14 protein-coding genes, 1 tRNA gene, 3 rRNA genes and 1 pseudogene (1 of these 19 cut by a window edge) are annotated in these 21,273 nt (G+C 49.5%); 14 read left to right on the top strand and 5 right to left on the bottom strand.

Features of this window, described 5'->3' with window-relative positions; genetic code table 11:
• The 3 genes from ACO6UX_RS09620 to rrf (ACO6UX_RS09610) form a co-directional block, all read left to right on the top strand.
• Positions 1–2,253 (top strand): 23S ribosomal RNA (locus ACO6UX_RS09620) (it extends 637 nt beyond the left edge of the window).
• Between the two features lie 148 nt (positions 2,254–2,401).
• Positions 2,402–2,517 (top strand): 5S ribosomal RNA (rrf, locus tag ACO6UX_RS09615).
• Positions 2,518–2,565: 48 nt separating this feature from the next.
• Positions 2,566–2,681 (top strand): 5S ribosomal RNA (gene rrf, locus ACO6UX_RS09610).
• A 76-nt stretch (positions 2,682–2,757) separates the two neighbouring features.
• Here rrf (ACO6UX_RS09610) and ACO6UX_RS09605 read toward each other — a convergent pair.
• On the bottom strand, positions 2,758–3,918 hold the full coding sequence (locus ACO6UX_RS09605; RefSeq protein ID WP_422447059.1) for a methyltransferase domain-containing protein: 1,161 nt from the start codon (positions 3,916–3,918) through the stop codon (positions 2,758–2,760).
• Positions 3,919–4,309: 391 nt separating this feature from the next.
• Between ACO6UX_RS09605 and ACO6UX_RS09600 the strand changes: the two genes are divergently transcribed.
• A complete protein-coding gene (locus tag ACO6UX_RS09600; protein WP_422447057.1) occupies positions 4,310–5,713 on the top strand; it encodes an SLC13 family permease in 1,404 nt (467 codons plus the stop codon).
• An 87-nt stretch (positions 5,714–5,800) separates the two neighbouring features.
• Here ACO6UX_RS09600 and ACO6UX_RS09595 read toward each other — a convergent pair whose 3' ends face one another.
• The 3 genes from ACO6UX_RS09595 to ACO6UX_RS09585 form a co-directional block, all read right to left on the bottom strand.
• Entirely contained in the window at positions 5,801–7,216 is a 1,416-nt protein-coding gene (locus ACO6UX_RS09595) for an SLC13 family permease (protein WP_422447055.1), read from the bottom strand.
• A 171-nt stretch (positions 7,217–7,387) separates the two neighbouring features.
• Entirely contained in the window at positions 7,388–8,623 is a 1,236-nt protein-coding gene (locus ACO6UX_RS09590; RefSeq protein ID WP_422447053.1) for a GGDEF/EAL domain-containing response regulator, read from the bottom strand.
• A gap of 144 nt (positions 8,624–8,767) precedes the next feature.
• Positions 8,768–9,871: a polyamine ABC transporter substrate-binding protein gene (locus ACO6UX_RS09585; RefSeq protein ID WP_422447051.1), complete on the bottom strand. Its 1,104-nt coding sequence runs from the start codon at positions 9,869–9,871 to the stop codon at positions 8,768–8,770.
• 184 nt (positions 9,872–10,055) lie between these two features.
• On the opposite strand from ACO6UX_RS09585, the gene ACO6UX_RS09580 reads away from it, so the two are divergent.
• Positions 10,056–11,015: a universal stress protein gene (locus ACO6UX_RS09580; RefSeq protein WP_422447049.1), complete on the top strand. Its 960-nt coding sequence runs from the start codon at positions 10,056–10,058 to the stop codon at positions 11,013–11,015.
• Between the two features lie 22 nt (positions 11,016–11,037).
• Here the strand turns inward: ACO6UX_RS09580 and ACO6UX_RS09575 are convergent, their stop codons facing one another.
• Complete coding sequence (locus tag ACO6UX_RS09575) at positions 11,038–11,472, bottom strand: c-type cytochrome (RefSeq protein ID WP_422447047.1); 435 nt, start codon at positions 11,470–11,472, stop codon at positions 11,038–11,040.
• 412 nt (positions 11,473–11,884) lie between these two features.
• Between ACO6UX_RS09575 and ACO6UX_RS09570 the strand changes: the two genes are divergently transcribed.
• The 9 genes and pseudogenes from ACO6UX_RS09570 to ACO6UX_RS09530 all read left to right on the top strand — a co-directional run bounded on the left by ACO6UX_RS09570 (position 11,885) and on the right by ACO6UX_RS09530 (position 21,230).
• Positions 11,885–11,961, top strand: a tRNA-Arg gene (locus tag ACO6UX_RS09570).
• Between the two features lie 223 nt (positions 11,962–12,184).
• On the top strand, positions 12,185–12,637 hold the full coding sequence (locus ACO6UX_RS09565; protein WP_422447045.1) for a terminase small subunit: 453 nt from the start codon (positions 12,185–12,187) through the stop codon (positions 12,635–12,637).
• A 351-nt stretch (positions 12,638–12,988) separates the two neighbouring features.
• Complete coding sequence (locus ACO6UX_RS09560; RefSeq protein WP_422447043.1) at positions 12,989–16,402, top strand: DEAD/DEAH box helicase family protein; 3,414 nt, start codon at positions 12,989–12,991, stop codon at positions 16,400–16,402.
• 81 nt (positions 16,403–16,483) lie between these two features.
• On the top strand, positions 16,484–16,705 hold the full coding sequence (locus ACO6UX_RS09555) for a DUF433 domain-containing protein (RefSeq protein ID WP_422447041.1): 222 nt from the start codon (positions 16,484–16,486) through the stop codon (positions 16,703–16,705).
• Entirely contained in the window at positions 16,705–17,043 is a 339-nt protein-coding gene (locus tag ACO6UX_RS09550) for a DUF5615 family PIN-like protein (protein ID WP_422447039.1), read from the top strand. Before ACO6UX_RS09555 ends, ACO6UX_RS09550 begins: the two co-directional genes overlap by 1 nt.
• Positions 17,044–17,223: 180 nt before the next feature.
• Positions 17,224–18,843: a type I restriction-modification system subunit M gene (locus ACO6UX_RS09545; RefSeq protein WP_422447037.1), complete on the top strand. Its 1,620-nt coding sequence runs from the start codon at positions 17,224–17,226 to the stop codon at positions 18,841–18,843.
• A complete protein-coding gene (locus ACO6UX_RS09540) occupies positions 18,840–20,027 on the top strand; it encodes a restriction endonuclease subunit S (RefSeq protein ID WP_422447035.1) in 1,188 nt (395 codons plus the stop codon). The genes ACO6UX_RS09545 and ACO6UX_RS09540 overlap by 4 nt, the downstream gene beginning before the upstream one ends.
• Before the next feature lie 186 nt (positions 20,028–20,213).
• Positions 20,214–20,357: a hypothetical protein gene (locus ACO6UX_RS09535; RefSeq protein WP_422447033.1), complete on the top strand. Its 144-nt coding sequence runs from the start codon at positions 20,214–20,216 to the stop codon at positions 20,355–20,357.
• Positions 20,354–21,230, top strand: a pseudogene (locus ACO6UX_RS09530) (virulence RhuM family protein). The gene ACO6UX_RS09535 and the pseudogene ACO6UX_RS09530 overlap by 4 nt, the downstream one beginning before the upstream one ends.
• Positions 21,231–21,273 lie beyond the last annotated feature (43 nt).

The raw sequence follows: 21,273 nt of genomic DNA, 5'->3' as shown, positions 1-21,273 counted from the left end.
GGCGTCGAGTCGCTGGGAGTAGACCCGAAACCGGGCGATCTATCCATGGGCAGGTTGAAGGTTGAGTAACATCAACTGGAGGACCGAACCGACTATCGTTGAAAAGCTAGCGGATGACCTGTGGATAGGAGTGAAAGGCTAATCAAGCCCGGAGATAGCTGGTTCTCCTCGAAAGCTATTTAGGTAGCGCCTCGTGTCTCACCATCGGGGGTAGAGCACTGTTTGGGCTAGGGGGTCATCCCGACTTACCAACCCCATGCAAACTCCGAATACCGATGAGTGCAATCACGGGAGACACACGGCGGGTGCTAACGTCCGTCGTGGAAAGGGAAACAACCCAGACCGTCAGCTAAGGTCCCAAAGTAACAGTTAAGTGGGAAACGATGTGAGAAGGCCCAGACAGCCAGGAGGTTGGCTTAGAAGCAGCCACCCTTTAAAGAAAGCGTAATAGCTCACTGGTCGAGTCGGCTCGCGCGGAAGATTTAACGGGGCTCAAACTGTTCACCGAAGCTACGGGTACGTAATTTATTACGTGCGGTAGAGGAGCGTTCTGTAAGCGGTTGAAGGTGTGTTGAGAAGCATGCTGGACGTATCAGAAGTGCGAATGCTGACATGAGTAACGACAAGGGGAGTGAGAAGCTCCCCCGCCGGAAGACCAAGGGTTCCTGCGCAACGCTAATCGGCGCAGGGTGAGTCGGCCCCTAAGGTGAGGTCGAAAGACGTAATCGATGGGAAACAGGTCAATATTCCTGTACCCCTTCTGACTGCGATGGAGTGACGGAGAAGGCTAGGTCAGCGCAGCGTTGGTTGTCTGCGTTTAAGATCGTAGGCCGGGGATCCAGGCAAATCCGGATCCTCAAGGCCGAGAATTGATGACGAGGTTCTACGGAACTGAAGTGATTGATGCCATGCTTCCAGGAAAAACTTCTAAGCTTCAGGTCAGAAGGGACCGTACCCCAAACCGACACAGGTGGTCAGGTAGAGAATACCAAGGCGCTTGAGAGAACTCGGGTGAAGGAACTAGGCAAAATGGCACCGTAACTTCGGGAGAAGGTGCGCCGGCTTTGGTGATCGGACTTGCTCCGTAAGCTGAGGCTGGTCGAAGATACCAGGTGGCTGCGACTGTTTATTAAAAACACAGCACTGTGCAAACACGAAAGTGGACGTATACGGTGTGACGCCTGCCCGGTGCCGGAAGGTTAATTGATGGGGTTATCTTCGGAGAAGCTCTTGATCGAAGCCCCGGTAAACGGCGGCCGTAACTATAACGGTCCTAAGGTAGCGAAATTCCTTGTCGGGTAAGTTCCGACCTGCACGAATGGCGTAACGATGGCCACGCTGTCTCCACCCGAGACTCAGTGAAATTGAAATCGCTGTTAAGATGCAGCGTATCCGCGGCTAGACGGAAAGACCCCGTGAACCTTTACTACAGCTTCACAGTGGATCTTGATGTTGCTTGTGTAGGATAGGTGGGAGGCTTTGAAGCGGTGACGCCAGTCATCGTGGAGCCATCCTTGAAATACCACCCTGGCAATATTGAGGTTCTAACCCGGGTCCCGAAACGGGATCGGGGACATTGTGTGGTGGGTAGTTTGACTGGGGCGGTCTCCTCCCAAAGAGTAACGGAGGAGCACGAAGGTGTGCTAAGTACGGTCGGACATCGTACGGTTAGTGTAAAGGCACAAGCACGCTTGACTGCGAGAGGTACATCTCGAGCAGGTGCGAAAGCAGGTCTTAGTGATCCGGTGGTTCTGCATGGAAGGGCCATCGCTCAACGGATAAAAGGTACTCCGGGGATAACAGGCTGATACCGCCCAAGAGTTCACATCGACGGCGGTGTTTGGCACCTCGATGTCGGCTCATCACATCCTGGGGCTGAAGCCGGTCCCAAGGGTATGGCTGTTCGCCATTTAAAGTGGTACGCGAGCTGGGTTTAGAACGTCGTGAGACAGTTCGGTCCCTATCTGCCGTGGACGTTGGAAGTTTGAGAAGAGCTGCTCCTAGTACGAGAGGACCGGAGTGGACGGACCACTGGTGTTCGGGTTGTGTCGCCAGACGCATTGCCCGGTAGCTATGTTCGGACGGGATAACCGCTGAAAGCATCTAAGCGGGAAGCCCCCTTCAAGATGAGACTTCCCTGACTCCTAGAGAGTCCTGAAGAGCCGTTAAAGACTATGACGTTGATAGGTTGGGTGTGTAAGTGCTGTGAGGCATTGAGCTAACCAATACTAATGACTCGTGCGGCTTGACCATATAACGCCAAAGCGATTTGCGAATCAGTTGACAGTGGTCAGTGGCCAGTTGTCAGTTGGAGCCATACGCATAGAGTGTGAAGCAAGAAAGCAGCTTAATTAAAGGATTCCATCTAGAGACTGGTTTCTAGTCTCTAGTATCTAATTAGCCTGGCGACCATAGAAGGTTAGAACCACCTGATCCCATCCCGAACTCAGCAGTGAAATGACCGATCGCCGATGGTAGTGTGGGGTCTCCCCATGTGAGAGTAGGTCATCGCCAGGCACCAAATTCTATAATCTCTGAGCATAAAGCTCGAAGATAGCAGTTTAGTCTGAAGACCATAGAGCATTAGAACCACCTGATCCCATCCCGAACTCAGCAGTGAAATGATGCATCGCCGATGGTAGTGTGGGGTCTCCCCATGTGAGAGTAGGTCATCTTCAGGCACAAAATATAAACCCCCGATAGCTTGGCTGTCGGGGGTTTTATTTTATCATGGTTAAAAAATGCAACAGAAAAATTCTATCTTCGCTTAAGTAGCGCTGCGCTTGAATCAAATGCACCTAATTCTGGCCATGGGACATGACCATCTTTGTGAATTTTCTTCTCCACAGTAAATTGATTGTTTGCAAGAGCAATTATTTTTTCCAAAGATGAGTTGTTGAAACTTGTTATTAATAACTGGTTACATTGGTCAGCTGCGGTGTTAATAATTTTCTGTAATCGGGATGTATCTGCCATCAATGAGTTACGCAGAACACATAGGTCCACGGCCTTAGGCCAGGCATGGTCAGGATCAGAGGGGCTACCGACATGGAATTGCAAGTCCAGTCCATGACTCTTCAGTCGTTCGGCATAATACTCAGACTCCTGGATGTTTTTCGGGCTGTCATCTATGCCAAAAAAGTGAACATCTTGTCCGTATAGTTGATGATACCTCACCGCACTGTGGCTTGCACCGCATGCTAGCTCTACTATTTGGCCCTTTTCTGGAACATGTGGGTGTAATTCTTTGAGTATGGTAAAGAAGTCTTCGGAGATTTTGAAACGTTGCTGCATCGTATGCAGGCTGAGCTTTTCAGAACGTATGCTCCATATTGATTGATGGATCCCAGCAGGAGCCATCAGGTCCGGATAAATTTCTCCTGTTATATCATCCAGTAATACTGATTCATGGGCGATGGATGATGATAGATGAGAAGCAGCATAAAAAATAGCTGCTAAATTCTGGTCAGTAGTAATTTGAGCCGGAGTTTTACCTGCAAGGTTAACTGCGGTGATATTAATTTCAGGCTGTGATAGCAGTTCTTTAACCACAGCCCTGTGGTTTCCTTGTGATGCCCAATGAAGGGCTGTATTCCCATTAGAGCTGGTTCCATTGATATCAATAACATCAGAGTTCTTTTTCATGTGCGCAATTAAAGCACCGAACTCTCCTTGTGCGGCTAACTGTCTGAACACTTTATTTATTTCCTTGCTTGAGTCTGGGTCTCTGAGCTGTGAGTGTTCAATATTTTTGCTGCTGTCGCTTTTTCTGACATCATAATCATGCAAAGCTTTTTTTTCGGATTCCACAATAGGACTGGTATTGACTGTGGCTCTTGCTTGTGTTCCATCTTCTTCCTGATTAAGTGAAACCGGATCTGGTTTGTAAGTGGGGCTGCTTGTATTCAATGGATTCATAATATATTTATTATCACTCTTTGATATATATAAAATACTCAGTAATTGATTAATAATTAATGATAAAGTTCACTTTTTTTAGTTAATTAATTTCAATGAATAAGGCTTGGTACTTTTATATTGTATATTTTTTCACTATTTTTAAGCTTTAAGAAAATGTTGTCTATATGATCTGATTAATGGTGTTTAACCTTATCTTATGCAAAATTATTCATTAACAAGTCTGTGTTCTGGCTTCACGTATTGATAGGCACAATTTTGCACTGAACAATTTAACTGTCTTAACCGTTAATTATTTAAAAATGATTATGCCTGCTTTCTGTTGATTAGCTTCAGCGTTCCAGCCTTTAGAGTACGCTGATCCATTTTAACTATGTACGGTATGTTGTAAATGACTCCGCTTAAAAAGGTTGTGCCAATAGCAATCATCTTCCTGGGGCTGTTCGGCTTTCCGGAAATGGTGTTTCCCGAAGGTGTCTTGTCAATTTTGCAGCAGCGGGTGTTGGCCATTTTTATTCTGGCAACCCTGATGTGGGTCAGTGATGCCGTGCCAGCCTTTGCAACATCTCTTCTGATTATTATGCTGCTGGTATTGACCGCTTCAAACAGCGCACCTTTTCCGCTCAGGGATGGTCTTGGTGAAGACATGCTGAACTATGTAACTATTTTCAATAGTCTGGCATCACCCATCATTGTCCTTTTTCTGGGCGGGTTCTTTATTGCTCTGGCCTGTGCCAAGTACAAGGTAGATATCAATCTGGCCCGTGTGCTGTTAAAGCCTTTTGGCCAGAAGTATGAAATTGTGATGCTTGGTGTGATGATCATCACGGCCATCTTCTCCATGTTCATGAGCAATACAGCGACCAGTGTGTTGATGCTGACTATTATGACGCCATTGTTGGCTCGAATGGACAGTGAAGATCCCGGATGTCGGGCAATGGTATTGAGTATTCCTATTGCCGCCAACCTGGGTGGTATGGGGACTCCGATTGGAACTCCGCCCAATGCCATCGCTTTCCGTTATTTTGTTGGTGAGCATGCGTTGTCGTTTGGTGGCTGGATGCTGTTTGCCGTACCGATTACTGTCGTTATGATTGCTTTCAGTTGGTGGTTACTGCAAAAGATGTACCCCTCCAATGGTGGCGATCTGGATGTCCGGATTGATGGCCGTTTTGAAAGAGGGCTGAAGCCGTACATTGTTTATATCACTATTGTGTTGACCATCCTGCTGTGGGTGTTCTCCGATGTCCACGGCATTAATGCCTGTGCCGTCGCCATTATTCCGGTGGCTGTATTCAGCCTGTGTGGCATTGTTGATAAGCATGATCTGAAGCATATCAGCTGGGATGTGCTCTGGCTGCTTGCCGGTGGTATTGCCATTGGTACTGCGCTTGCCTCGTCTGGTCTTGCCGGGTTGCTGGTCAGTATGGTGCCATTTGAACAGTTCGATGCGGTGACCATCATTCTGGGCATCAGCGTGCTCTGTATGATTATGGCGACATTTATGTCCCACACGGCCACTGCAAACCTGTTAATGCCCATTGCCATCTCCATGTCCAATTCTGTGGTCAGTATTGAAGAGCAGGGAGGACTGGTTGTGATTGGTACGGCGGTTGCCCTGGCATCTTCCCTGGGGATGGGCCTGCCAATCAGCACACCGCCCAATGCACTGGCGCACGCTACAGGGTTGGTCGATACCAGGGACTTTATCAAAACCGCTCAGATTTTAAGTCCGCTGGGGGTTTTATTGATCTTTTCGGTATTGATGCTGATGACCTGGATGGGCTTCTTTTAAGGGGTAATGTCAGCGATGCGTTTTATTTTTGACGTTGAAAGCGATGGCAACTCCCGAGATCGGGGTTGCCAAATAGCGGGAGTCTGATCAGAAGTAACCCAACACACCCAGCAGGGTAATCACTGCAAAGATAATCAGGACACCGATGGTGCTGATGAACTTACCGGCCTTGATAAAGTCTCTGCTGGCAACCATACCGGTGGCATGGGCCAAAGCGTTGGGCGGAGTGCTGATAGGCAGTGACATTCCCATGGATGCACAGAGCGCAACCGAGATAACCATAAGGCTGATACCGCCATAATTTTCCAGCCCGCTCAGAACCGTAGCGACTGAAACTGCAATTGGCATCAGCAGGTTCGCTGTGGCGGTATTGGACATAAATGTTGCCATCACCATTGAGACCACAGCCATCAGAAATAACACCACAAAGGTTCCCATGGTGTCGAAGGGAATGGTGTGAACAATAGAGCGTGCCAGGCCGCTTTTTTCCAGGGCATAGCCCAGGGCAATACCACCGGCAATCAGCCAGAGTACGTCCCAGTTAATATTTTTGATGTCGTCGGTATCGATAATGCCGGAAAGGGAGAAAACGATGACCGGCAGTAAGGCGACAGTGTACGAGTTTACGCCATGAATGCTGGAGGTGGTCCACAGCAGTACCGTCGCGGCAGTTGTTGCATAAACAAGGTAGGCTTTTGGCGATTGTTCAAAGGTGCATTCGATTTTAACGGCAAGCTCTTTGATGTTTCCCGGGTACAACTTACGCAACAATACCCAGGCAATCATAATTAATACCACGGCCATGGGGATGGCAAACAGCATCCACTCGCCAAAGGTGATGGCATGCTCGCCGGTTAAATAGCGAAAAGCAATGGCGTTCGGTGGCGTGCCGATGGGGGTTCCAATGCCGCCGATATTGGCGGCTATGGGCACAGCAAGCATAACACCCTTGACGGCATTATCCGTGGTATCAACGTTTGCCAGTAGTGGTGTCAGCAAGGTAAGCATCATTGCTGTTGTTGCGGTATTACTCATAAACATGGAGAAGAAGGCGGTAATGCCCATCAGACTGAGCATCACTTTCTTGTAATCACTGCCAATGGGTTTTAACAACACTCTGGCCAGGTTGATGTCCAGTTTGTACTTCGTGGCGGCAATGGCAATGAAGAAACCGCCAAGGAACAGAACAATAACCGGGGCTGCCAGACTGCTGAGAATTTCTTTGTAGCTGAGCATGGCCTCCGGATTCAATGCTTCCCGGAGAAAGTACGGGCTGGTATTGGACACCATGGTGGCCAGCAAGCCCAGAATAAGTAGTGACGTCGCATAGGCTGGCACGGCCTCAGAGACCCAGAGCAATGTCGCCATCAGGAAAATAGCCAGCACCCGTTGTTGTTCGATGGTGATGTTGGCAATAGGAATAAATTCAGCGGGAATGAAACACAGAAAGAAGAAAGAGGCTGCAATCAGCGACAGCTTGAGAATACGCGACATAGACGTCATTCAACCCTTGAGATGCAAACAGAAGTTTAAAATTCTTGATGGTGTTTATCATGCATCAACGGTGCAGCAAACGTATTGAATCAGGTCAATGAAACATCATTTTCGAAAAGTGAATATAATTCAGGCAGGAGAAACGTTGCAGATTGCATGACTACCGTTGTCAATGCATTTTCAGATGCAGGGCTTGGGTAGTGTAATCGGCTGTCTTGCCAGCCACTCCCGCTCCCACTGGGGGATTTCATCGGCGGGCATGGGTCTGGCAATGAAGAAGCCTTGTGCCTGGTCACAATTTAACTCATTCAGCAATTGCCAGCCTTCGAGTGTTTCTACTCCCTCGGCAACGGTTTGCATATTCAATTTGTGGGCCAGGCTGATGTTGGCTTCAACAATCGCTTTATGGTTTTTGTCACTACAGGCATTAGAGACAAATGAACGATCAATTTTCAGCTCACTGAAAGGGATTCGGTTTAACTGCTGCATGCTGGAATAGCCAGTACCGAAGTCGTCAATAGAGAGTGAGAAACCATGGAGTTTGAATCTGGCCAGTGTTTCCAGGGAAAGCGCCGCATTTTCAATCAGACTGCTTTCGGTAATCTCAAGAGTCAGGAGTTCTGGTGGAATACTCAAATCCCGCATCTTGCCAATCAGCATATCGGGCAGGTCGGTATTGGTGAGAGTGGCTGCAGAAAGGTTGATGCCAACGGCAATGTTTCTGCCCTGTTCACGCCAGGCTCGAATCTGCTCCAGTGCCAGGTCGATCATTTTTGTGGTCATCGGGGTTATCAGGCCAGAGCTCTCCATCATGGGGATAAAGTGGACTGGGCTGATAACGCCAGCTTCCGGGTGATGCCAGCGGGTGAGTGCTTCAACAGAGATCATTCGGCCACTTTTCAGCAAGACCTTTGGCTGGTAGTAAAGCACGAACTGATTGGCTTCAATGGCTTTCTCAAGAGCTTCTTCATCAAAGATCAGCTCTCTGGAGGTGACGGGGCAGGCATTATTCTCAGTCTGTTCTGAACAGTAAAATTCCAGTAATTCTCTCAGACGGGGGCGGGACATTGGTTTGGGGATATGGCCCAGCACCATCAGGCCATGAGCTTGAGCCATATCACTGACCATTCGCACTAAAGCTGCCTCCATGGCGCTGAGCACAATTACGCCCCGGGCAAGCTTTTGCTCCGCCAGGTGGCGAATAAACCGGATACCGTCCATACCCGGCATATCGAGGTCACAGATGACGATATCAACGGCACCCCGGTTTTGCAGAAACTTCAGAGCCTCTTTGCTGCTTTTTGCTGTATGCAGTCTGTCAATATTAAGGCCTGAGACCGTTTGCTCTGCCACCACTCGCTGAAAAGGGTGGTCTTCCAAGATCAGGATACTGAGAGAGGTGATGTTACTGTCCATGTAATGGCCGGGTGACAATGATTCAATCTATAAATTATGGCGTATTGGGCAGTGTTGGAGGTTTTTTTTAGCGGTTATTGGATAAATGGAGCCAGAGTGACAGTTATCAGAAGGATCAAACTTCTGATAACTGTTGGCAAAAGATCAGTTGCCAGATTTTATTCTGGACCACTCGCGGGTGATGTAACGCTTCAGTTTGGATGGCAGTTCTTTGAAAACAAAGAGCTTCTCCATGGTCTCATCGTCTGGGAAGACACCGGGATCTTTAGCAATGTCTGCATCCACATACTGTTTAGAAGCAGGGTTAGGGTTGCTATAGGTCACGTAGTTGGTCACATCAGCAATCACCTTTGGTTCCATCAGATAGTCCAGCATCTGGTGAGCGGCGTCTTTGTGAGGCGCATCATTAGGAATGGCCAGCATATCAAACCACATGGCTGCACCTTCCTTGGGAACAACATAGCGGATATCCAGGCCGTTACCCGCTTCTTTAGCCCGATCTCTGGCAATCATCGCGTCACCAGACCACATCAGGGCCACACAGATATCGCCATTGGCCAGGTCAGACAGAGAGCGGGAGGAGTGATAGTAAGCGATGTAAGGAGAAATCTCTTTCATCTTGGCCACGGCCTGTTTGTAATCCGCCATATCCAGACTATCGCCGGGAATACCGAGGTAGGCCATCACAGAAGGCAGCACTTCACTTGCGGCGTCAAGAAACGCAACACCACAGCTTTGCAGCTTCTTCATATTCTCCGGCTCAAGGATCAGAGACCAGCTATCCACTGGGGCATCCTTGCCGAGCACTTTTTCGACAGCCGCCTTGTTATAGCCAATACCGGTGGTTCCCCAGAGGTAAGGGATACCGTAGGTATTGTTTTCATCAAAGTTGTCTGAGATCGCCTTCATAATGACGGGATCAAGATGTTTCAGATTAGGCAGTTTGGACTTATCCAGCGGCTCATAGACGCCAGCACGAATCTGGGTCTTGTAGAAATCGTGGGAAGGCGAGACCAGGTCGAAACCGCTGCGTCCGGAGAGCAGTTTGCCTTCAAGTACCTCATTACTGTCATAAACGTCATAAACCACGTCGATGCCAGTTTTGTCGGAAAAGTTCTTGACGGTATCTTCCGCGATGTAATCGGTCCAGTTATAGAAATACAGTTTTTCAGCCTTGTCATCTGAGGCCTGGAGTTGGGCAGCACAGAGCAGTGCGGCGACGATGAACGTTCTCTTAATCAGTTTCATAAACGTGCCGTGAGCCTTATACAAGGAAAATAATAGGGAGCGAGATTATATAGCAGTAACATTGTTCTACAAGCCCGTTCCTATTGGTTACCAGGCAGAATTCCGGAGTTATCAGCAGAATATCTGGCAGGGCGACCAATTCCTGCGATAATGGGTAGGGTTGTGATCGGTTGAGACTAAATTGATGCATGCTTTTCGTTCGATTCTTCTGGCCGTTACCCGGCAACACACCTCGGATATGGAGCTACAGCAGGCCTTTCGGCTGGCTCTGGATAACCGGGCCACCTTATTGATTGCCCTGTTTGACCAGAGCCTGGAAACTCTGAATCATCTGCAATTTGTCCCGTTGGAAAAAAAACTGGAAGACCACCTCAGGCAGCAACTTGAGGATGAGCTTGAGCGCCTCAAGACCATGGCCTGGGAGCAGGGGATCGAAGCAGAGACATTGATTGTTCCCGGCCGACCCCGGCAAGCCATTTATAAGGTGATACAAGAACATCATATTGACCTGGTCATCAAACTGGCGGATGCCAGTGGCGCGCTGACTCGGAAACAGTTAACCGGCAATGACCTGGCTTTGCTCAGAAAATGCCCGGTGCCCATTTTGATGATGGCCGACCGGGATCAGCTCCCACAATTCAATGGCAAAATCCTGGTGGCCGTGGATGCTGGCGACCCTGACTCGGATGCCCATGATCTGAATCGCACGCTTTTACAATACGGTCTCTATCTGGCTAGTCAGGAAAAGGCCGCGTTGCATCTGGTCAGTGTCTGGAATGTACCCTTAGGGCGGCGCTCCCTGAAAACACTATCTGATGAAGAGCTCTATGAATTGCAGGAAATAACCCAGCGGCGCTACCACAACAAATTACAGGAGGTCATGCAGGAAGTTGGCGTGACTGAGAATGACGACCAGCAGCCCGTATCCATTCATCTGCTCAGGGGCAACCCGGCGACCGAGATCCAGCAACTGGCCAATGAGCTGAATGTTGATGTCATTGTGATGGGCACGCTTGGACGCCATAAGGAAGGCATTCTGGTGGGGAATACGGCTGAGAACATCATGAACAGTATCTACTGCTCAATACTGGCGGTGAAGCCGGAAGGATTTATCAGCCCGCTGGCAAAAGCTGCCAGCGGCTGATCATCAAACCTGAAGGAAGAGGTCAGGGCTTAAGGCCGCTCATGTATTCAATCGCAATACTGATCTCTTCATCAGAACAATCCATACAGGTACCTTTGGCAGGCATACTGCGAATACCGTTAATGGCGTTGGACAGCAGACTGCTGAACCCGCCAGCGGTCTTCTCTGCGGCTTGCCATGCTGCGGCATCGTCCTTTTTGGGAGCACCTAACAGGCCAGAGCCATGACAGGCCACACAAAACTGATTGTAAACTGCATCGCCACTTCTCGGGCCACTGCTGGAGCTGACTGCTACCCCGGCGGCACTGGCACACTCCTCACCTGCGAGACAGACGAAACCCACAGGAGCAAGACGCTCGCTTATCTCACCACGAGTAATTGAATCAAGGTCAGCAGTCGGCTTGGCAAACACCAGCGACGCGAATAGTCCCCCGACTAACAGAATCAAAGCACGCATATGAGTTCCCCTTGACACTCGCTTGTCCTCTTAAGGCGATTAATGGCTATCTTATTTTAGGCGTTGCCAGAGCTGGTAAAAAGTAGCTTAAGACTCACTGATAAGCTTTCGCCTGTGTAGCCGAATTATTCTGGGCAATGGGATTATAGAACAATTGGTATCCCTGAAACAGGGGTTTATATATCGTGGGTTTCGGTAATTACTATGGCTTGTCATTGTGAAGCACTCGACCGGGGCTTGAACAGCCTGCTGAGCCAGCTCACGGAATGCAGATGATGGGAGCAGGTTATTAAAAGGAGACTGAGATGCTTTTGATATTGGCACCAGACAGCAGCAAAAAAATCATAGACAGCCCGAGGGCGGATCAGTATTATTGGCAACCGCTGGAGCCGCTGTCTGCTGCTCTGGAAGTGCACCCGTAGCTCAGCTGGATAGAGCGCTGCCCTCCGGAGGCAGAGGTCAGAGGTTCGAATCCTCTCGGGTGCGCCAGTAAAATCAATGTCTTATCTCCTATTTTCTCTTCGTTAAAAGCACTTAAATTTCTTTTTCCACTACATTTCCAGTAACAAGTGGAAACAGCAATTCTAGACTACTGTTCAGAGCCCTACCCTTTTTTATTCTTGCAACTCACGTCCGCTGACTTATAGCCGTTTAGTCTTTAGTTCAGGGATTGCATGGTATGATGATCTCAATGCCATCAAGGATGATTGCCATGAATGACAAACAGCGCCGTTTCGTTGATGAGTACCTGATTGACCAGAACGCGACCCGAGCTGCCATTGCCGCTGGCTATAGTCCCAAGACTGCCAGAGCTCAGGGTTGTCGCCTGTTAACAAATGCTGACATTGCCACCGAAATTCGGGTGCGTCAGGGTAAGCTCAGTCGTGAGCTGAATATCACTGCTCGGGACAAGCGTACCAAGCTCTGGGAGATCGCGCGGTTCTGTGGTGAAGTGATCGAAACGCCAGAGGGTGATTTACGGATGCGAAACCCGAGAGCTGCCACGGCCGCCATTGCTGAACTGAATAAGATGGACGGTGACTATCAGCAAAAGGCTCAGGAAGAGAGCCGTATTAACTTTATCCAGATTTTCGATTCGGAAGATCGCCCTGAAGGTCATGTTGAACAGGTCCAGGACAGCAACTGGCTGAACAGTGAGTATTAAATGAAATAGGGTGGGGAAGTACCCCGTATGCCGGACCTGACACCCACGCCTGCCAAGTCAGCAGTCGAGGGGTAATGCATGCACACTTTGCCATTGATAACTGGAGGGGGGGGATAAATCATCTACCCATACTTTGGCAGCCTTTCTTATATCGCTATGGCTGAAAAAAAATTTTGCGGAATCCCCCTGCCAATAACACAGGCCTGGTAGCCTGGTCACTGTCACCCTCTATTCAGTTAGCATATTTCGGTATGGAATATCGGGGCAGCCTGAGGATACAATATTTTTCTTTGTCGTCTATTTTCCTGCCTTTATCGCTTGGCAGGCACTCTGATTATAAGATGGTCAGCCATGCAGAAGTCATTGAACTTTGAAATGCTGCGCACCCATTGGCCGGAACTGGCCAACTTGGGCAGTAAGGCAGAAGAGTATGTCCACACTGATCCTGAGAGCTGTCTGGTCAAGCTCCGGAACTACCTTGAGTTGATTATCCGGTGGCTTTACCGTCAGGAGCGTTTGCCCGAAGGGTACCGTTCCAGCCTCTATGACCTGATGAAGGCGGATGCGTTTAAAAGTGCGATTCCCGAGGCCATTCAGGTGAAGATGGATGCCATTCGCATTCATGGTAACCGGGCTGCTCATGGTGATGCGGTCAAAGTGAATGATGCCCGGTGGCTGTTGAAAGAGGCCTTCATCATGGGTGCATGGATTTACCTGCGTTATGCCAATGGGCATGCAGACGACATCGCAAAATTCCAGTTGCCCCAGGCTTCATCGGATCAGACGGGTAGCGAGCTGACCAAAAAAGAGCTGGATCAGAAACAGGCCCAACTGGAGAAAGCCAGGGAAGAACTCGAAGCTATCCAACAACGGGAAATGGGTATTCTCCGTGAGTTGCAGCTACAAAAAGAGAAGGCCGAAGAGTTCCAGCAAAGGATGGAGGCCCTGCGCCAGAAGAATGAGCAGGCAGCCAACATTCTGGAGCTGGATGAAGCCGAAACCCGCCGTCGCCTGATCGACTCCCGCCTGATCGCTGCCGGTTGGGATGTAGCAGAGGGTATCAAGGACTCAGCTCAGGTCACCCAGGAGCATCCGGTCAAAGAGCAACCCACCAACAGTGGCGATGGTTACGCGGACTATGTGCTTTGGGACGATACAGGTAAACCGTTAGCTGTCGTGGAAGCCAAGCGTACCCAGGTGGCGGCAGAAAAAGGTCGTACCCAGGCCAAGCTCTATGCCGACTGGCTGGAAAAGCAGTACGGTCAGCGCCCTGCGATCTTTTATACAAACGGCTACGATATTTACCTCTGGGATGACCACCCAGCCCGAAACTATCCACCGAGAAAACTCTTTGGTTTCTACAGCCCTGAAAGTCTGGCCTACCTGGTTCAACAACGTACGGGCTGTCGACCGTTAGCAGAAGTGCCGGTTGACATCCATATTGCCGGTCGTCTGTATCAGTTGGAGAGTATTGCCCGAGTCGGTGAACGCTTTACGGATAAACATCGCAAGGCCCTGATTGTCCAGGCTACCGGTACCGGTAAGACCCGTGTTGCCATTGCGTTGACCAAACGGCTGCTCGATGCCCGATGGGCCAAGCGGGTGCTTTTCCTCTGTGACCGAAAAGAGCTACGTAAGCAGGCACGGAATGCATTTAATGAATTCATCCGTGACCCTATCTATGTGGTAGGTCGAACGGATAAAAAGTACCAGGACACCTCCCGCATCTTCATCTCTACCTATCCCGGAATGATGAACATTATGGATCGGTACGATGTGGGCTATTTTGACCTGATCATTGCGGATGAATCCCATCGTTCCATCTATAACGTTTACGGGGACCTGTTTAAATACTTCGATGCCCTTCAGGTTGGCCTGACCGCAACGCCCGTGGATATGATCGGCCACACCACCTACGGCCTGTTTGGTTGCGAAGGCCGTATACCCACCTATGAATACTCACTGGAAGCGGCGATAAACGACAATCATCTGGTGCCCTTTGAGGTCATTACCCACACCACGCAATTCCTCCGTGAGGGTATTAAAAAAGACAACCTCAGCAATGAACAGATTGCCCAACTGGAAGCGCAGGGCATCGACCCGAACACCCTGGAATTTGATGCCAAGGTCATTGATAAGGCGATCTATAATCGGGACACCAATCGGGCCATTATGCGCAACCTGATGGAGCATGGTATCCGGGACCGGGATGAACAGCTTCCGGGCAAAAGTATTGTCTTTGCCCGCAACCATCAGCATGCGGTTCTGCTGCAAAGCGTTTTTGATGAGATGTATCCGCAGTTTGCCGGTAAGTTCTGTCAGGTCATCGATAACTATAACCCGAGGGCAGAACAACTCATTGAAGATTTTAAAGGCGGTGATCTTAGCACCAACAAAGAGCTGACCATTGCTATTTCGGTGGACATGCTCGACACCGGTATTGATGTGCCGGAAGTGGTCAACCTGGTGTTTGCCAAGCCGGTGAAGTCCAAGGTGAAATTCTGGCAGATGATTGGCCGGGGGACTCGCCTTTGCAAAGACCTGTACGGGGCAGGGAAAGACAAGGACAAATTCCGTATCTTCGACCACTGGGCCAACTTCGAGTACTTCGAGCAGGAGCCGCCCGAGGTGCAGCCAACCACCGGCAAGCCACTGGCACAGAAACGTCTGGAAGCCTGGGTCGAACTGGCCAAAGCGGCACAGAAAAAGTTTGAACAGGGCAGTCTGGCCATCATTGCCAAACAGCTTCATGAGCAGGTGTCTGCACTGGATGAAAAATCCATTGCCGTTCAGGAAAAGTGGCAGATCCGTGCCCGGCTGAGTGACCTGAAACGGTTGGAACAGTTTGCTCCCCAAACCCAGCAGCAACTGCTGGATGACATCGGTCCTCTGATGCAGTGGGTGGATGTCAGGGGGCAGGGGAATGCCATGCGTTTTGATCTGGATATGATTACCGCCCAGACTGCCCTGTACACCAACAAAAGCGGACTGGAAAAACAGTGGTCCATCGTTACCCAGAAACTGGATCAGCTACCCCCGCATCTGGCTCAGGTCCAGCAGCAGGGTGACATCATTAACCAGCTACGGGACCTGGACTGGTGGCACAACGCCAGCTTTGCCGAACTGGAACATGCCCGTACCCGCCTCAGGGGGATCATGTACCTGATGGAGGGCGACGTAACTCCGCCACCCACACCCCCCGTGGAAACGGATATCCGTGAAGACCAGGGCAAGTACGAGGTCAAACGGCGGGAGACCAATATCAAGTCGGTGGACTTTAAGCTCTACCGTCAGCAGGTTCAGGGCGCTCTGGAGCCGCTCTTTACCAGTAACCCTGTGTTGATGAAAATCCGCCGGGGAGAACCGGTACAGTCAAAAGAGCTGGATGAACTGGCAAAACTGGTGCTGGTTCAGAATCCGAATGTGGATATCCGGGTACTGAAAGAGTTCTACCCCGAAGCCTCTGCGGGGCTGGATCAGATTCTGCGAACCCTGATTGGTATGGAGAGCCAGGCTGTAGCCGAAAAATTTGCCGGTTTTGCCGCTCAATACAATCTAAGCAGCCAGCAGATTCGCTTTCTGGATTTGCTGAAAAACCACATACGGGATTACGGCACCATCGAAATGGCGCAACTGTTTGATCAGCCCTTTACCCGCATCCATGGTGAAGGCATTACCGGCCTGTTCCCGGATATGGATCAGGTGATGGCCATTAAAGCCATTGTGGATGGGGTATCGGTTGATATTGGCAAGGCAACAACCTGAGCCCTGTATAGAGTAATGGCGATTGAGCCATTGCAAGACTAGAATAGGTCAGGAATAAATCACGGCGAAAGGAGATGGCAAGTGATTAACGGTAATATCTTGGTAGAGTGTAAGCCCGATGTAATGAGAGGCAAACCCTGCATCAAAGGTACCCGGATTACAGTGGAAAGCATTTTGGAAATGTTGGGTTCAGGCATGACCTATGGGGAGATTATTTCTGATTTTCCCAGCCTGGATGAAACCAGGATCCGGGCAGCGCTGGAATATGCAGCGAGCCACCTGCCGAAAGGGAATGCTGCGTAGTGCTGCTGTTTGATGAAAACCTGTCATATAAGCTGACGAGGATGGTCAGCAAGCCGTTCAGGGGAGCGGTTGCCGTTTCAAGGGTAGCGACTTTGGGGGAAGGTGCTTCAGATCAGAGCGTTTGGGACTATGCGAAACACCAGGATCTGGCAATTGTGACTAAAGACCGGGATTTTGTCGATTACTGGAGCCGCCTTGGCCCTCCTCCTAAAGTCATCCATATTCAGATCGGGAATGCTCGACTGGCTGCGGTACAGTCTCTGATTATGGATAATCAGGATTGCATCAACCAGTTTCTGGCTGAAGAAAACAGTGGGCTTCTATGCCTTCGCCTGTAACTTGGTGCCAAACTCAAGACGCTACGTATCTTTGACCAGTACAATACTGCATTATTGGCTTAACCCATCCAGGTAAGATTCATCTCTGGCCCTGTGAAACAGGATGTCGGGAAATTACAAACCAAAATCCGTATACTCCCACCATTTTCTACCCCCTTTAAAGTGAAATAGGCATCACCCATGATCACCGGCGATCTGAAAAGCAAAATCGACAAGCTCTGGGAAGAGTTCTGGGTGGGCGGTATCACCAACCCGCTTACTGTGATTGAACAGATCACCTACCTGATGTACTCCCGCATGCTGGATATGCAGGAGAGCAAGGACGAGCAGCGTAAGGCGCTGGCAGGGGTAGACTTCAAGCCCCGCTTTGCTGCCCATGAGCAGGATTACCGGTTCAGCCATTTTGCCAACCTGGGTGCTGATGAAATGATGGAGCTGGTGCGGGATGAGGTATTTCGTCACTTCAGAACGCTGAGTGAGAAAGGCTCGCTGCTCGGTAACTTTATGAAGGATGCCCGGCTGGAAATCGTTAAGCCCAGCTTGCTGGTAAAAGCAGTAGAGATGATCAAACAGTTACCGCTGGACCGGGGGGACACCAAGGGTGATCTGTACGAATACCTGCTGAGTAAACTGACCACGGCGGGCATCAACGGGCAGTTCCGTACCCCACGTCATATCATCCGGGCCATGGTGGAGATGATGGAGCCTAACCCGGCCCGTCATGAGCGTATCTGTGACCCTGCCTGTGGGACCGGTGGTTTTCTGTCGTCCAGTTACGAATACCTGTTGGAAAAATACAGTTCCCTGGATTCCGTCCATAAAGAGATGGTTATTAATCAGAAGGGCGAACCCGAAGCCCAGTATGTCTATTCCGGTGATCTGCTGAATGAATACCGGAACCATGTGGACTACGACATGTTCCACGGTTATGACTTTGACTCCACCATGCTGCGCATTGCCGCCATGAACCTGATTATGCACGGGGTGGATGAACCGGATATCCACTACCAGGACACCATGAGCCAGGGTTTCAGCGACAAATTCCCGGAAGCCTCCAACAATGCGTTTCATCTGATTCTGGCCAACCCGCCCTTTACCGGCACACTGGATGAAGAAGACATTGACCCGGTATTGCTGAAAACCGTCAAGACCAAAAAGACCGAGCTGCTGTTTTGCGCCCGTATTCTGCAAATGCTGAAAGTGGGTGGTCGCAGTGCCACGGTTGTGCCCCAGGGAGTGCTGTTCGGTTCCAGCAAGGCGCACCAGAGTCTGCGGGAAAAGCTGGTGGAAGAGAACCAGCTGGAAGCAGTGATCAATCTGCCTTCCGGTGTGTTCAAACCCTATGCCGGTGTGGCCACGGCGATTCTGATTTTTACCAAAGGTGGAGAGACCGATGACGTCTGGTTCTATGACCTGGCAAACGACGGTTATAGTCTGGATGATAAACGGACACCGATTGCCAAAAATGACCTGCCGCATCTAATTGCCAGTTGGAAGCAGTATCGCCAGGGCAAAGGGCGGCTGGTGGATGTCTTTATGGGGCAGAAGCTGAAGGCACAACTGGATCAGCAGTTCCAAGATGGTATTGGCGACAGTGACTGGCAGGACCGTACGAATAAGGCATTTGTCGTACCTCGAGCTGATCTGAAGGCCAACAAATACGACCTGTCCATCAACCGTTATAAAGAGGTGGTGTATCAGGAAGAATTGTATGAACCGCCCAAAGAGGTACTGGCACGACTGAAGGTACTGGAAGCGGAAATTCAACAGGAGCTGGTGGAGCTGGAGGGGATGCTGTGAGCTGGCCTTTGGTGAAGCTGAGCGACGTTTCAGTAGTTAACCCTCGCTGTCCAAAAGATATTGATGGTTCTCAAGAGGTTACCTTTCTGGCAATGGCTTCTGTCTCTGAGGATGGTCGACTCCTGAACCAAGAGCCTCGCATACTTGATGAAACCAAAAAAGGGTTCACATATTTTGAGCGAAACGATGTCGTTCTAGCCAAAATAACGCCGTGCTTTGAAAATGGTAAAGCAGCTTATCTGGATAAACTAAATACCAGAGTTGGTTTTGGCTCTACAGAGTTTCATGTTCTTAGGCCGGAGCCTGAAAAGCTGGATGGCAAGTATCTGTTTTATCTGTTGTGGAATCCAAAGTTCAGACACTTGGGTGAGCGGAATATGTCTGGTAGTGCTGGGCAGAAACGGGTACCGACTAACTTTTTGAAAAATTTAGAAATCCCATTACCACCACTGGCCGAACAAAAACGCATTGCCGCCATTCTGGATAAAGCCGACCAGTTACGCCAGAAACGGCAGCAGGCCATCGCTCTCGCCGACGATTTCCTCCGCAGCGTCTTTCTGGATATGTTTGGCGATCTGGCTTTCAATCCCTATGATTATCAACGAGTGTCGCTTGATTCTTTAAGTGTGAACGATGGGATCAAGTGTGGTCCATTTGGCACCCAGTTAGGTAAACATGAGTACCTTGCAGAAGGAGTTCCACTGTGGGGAATTAAACATGTTAACCGTGATTTTAAAGTAGAAACTGATGAGTACCTCTCAGCTCCTAAAGCTATAGCGCTGAAAGCCTATTCCATTAGACCCGACGATATCGTTATGACTCGAAAAGGAACCGTTGGGAATTGTCATGTATATCCGGAACACATGCCTGAAGGGATCATGCATTCAGATCTTCTTCGTATTCGCGTAGATGAATCCATCATTGATCCCTATTTTTTATCTTGGCAATTGAAGCTGAGCAGGGATGTCAGTCACCAGATTTCACTAATCAGCTCTGGGGCAATTATGGCAGGAATTAATGTGACCAAGCTAAAGAACATTGAAGTTTATGTTCCCGAGGTGACCCAGCAGATTAAATTCAGAGAGATCTTATTCAAAAAGGGGGAGTTAACACAGAAGTATAGCCAAGGTGATTTGGCTTTATTTGATGCGTTGAGTCAAAAAGCCTTCGCAGGAGAACTCTGACTAAAACTCGTTGAACTCGTTCCCACGGTCTCCGTGGGAATGCCTACTGTACTATGCGACACGGTATATTCAGATACGGAAGGCTCTAAAGCAGGGGAATGAATCAGTAACAACTGACTACCGATATGACGTTCCAGTACGACGAACTTAAAGCAGATGCCATAGTTAAACACCGGAGAATCATGAATGGCTGATAACGACCTGATCCTTTATACCACAGACGATGGAGAGGCCCGATTTGTTCTTAAAACGCTTGAGGGGCAGGTATGGCTGAGTCAGCTTGAACTGGCCGATTTGTTTCAGTCAAGCAGAATATCAGCCTGCACGTGAACCATATTCTGACAGAGGGAGAGTTGCAGGCAGAGGCAACTGTCAAGGAATACTTGACAGTTCAACAAGAAGGAACGAGAAAGGTTCAGCGCTCTGTTGTCCACTACGCTCTCCCCATGATTCTTGCTGTGGGGTACCGTGTCCGATCAATACGTGGCACCCAGTTCCGTCAATGGGCAACCCGCACTTTGGGTGAGTATATGGTGAAAGGGTTTGTTATGGATGATGAACGCCTGAAGCAACCCCGGTGGGACTATTTTGATGAGTTGCTGGAGCGTATTCGGGACATTCGCTCTTCAGAGCTTCGTTTTTATCAGAAAGTGCGAGATTTGTTCGCTGGCGGAAGACTATCGAGCTAATGAAAAAGATACGCAACGACTGTTCTCCGAAGTTCAGAACAAACTGTTTTTTGCGGTCACGGGTCATACGGCGGCTGAGCTGATTGTTGAACGCTCGAACCCGGATCAACCCAATATGGGGCTAATGAGCTTTGCAGGTGACAGGGTCAGAAAAGCCGATGTGGTGATTGCCAAGAACTATTTGAATGCAGAAGAGCTGGATCACTTGAATCGTCTGGTGTCGATGTTTTTTGATTTTGCCGAGCTGAGAGCAAAACAAAAACAGCATCTCACGCTGGCCAGCTGGCGTGATTATATCAATAATTTTATGACTTTTAATGAACAGCCATTACTGAGCAATGCAGGACAAGTCAGCCGCAAGAGTATGGAAAAAATAGCGGGTGAGCGTTATGACCAGTTCAATACTCAGCGTAATCAGGCTGAGGCTCTGGAAGCCGACAGAAAAGAAATGGAAGCTCTTGAACATCTGGAAAAGCAGTTGTTGCAAAAACGTAAGAACGATTCAGAGCGTTAAGGGTGGCCCATCAGAAACCGATGATCTTTTTTTGTTAAGTCGA

The organism is Endozoicomonas sp. ALB091, assembly GCF_049310265.1.
In the GTDB taxonomy this organism is placed as follows: Bacteria; Pseudomonadota; Gammaproteobacteria; order Pseudomonadales; family Endozoicomonadaceae; genus Endozoicomonas.
Note: the sequence above shows the minus strand (reverse complement) of the source record. Positions and strands in the feature narration are given on the sequence as shown.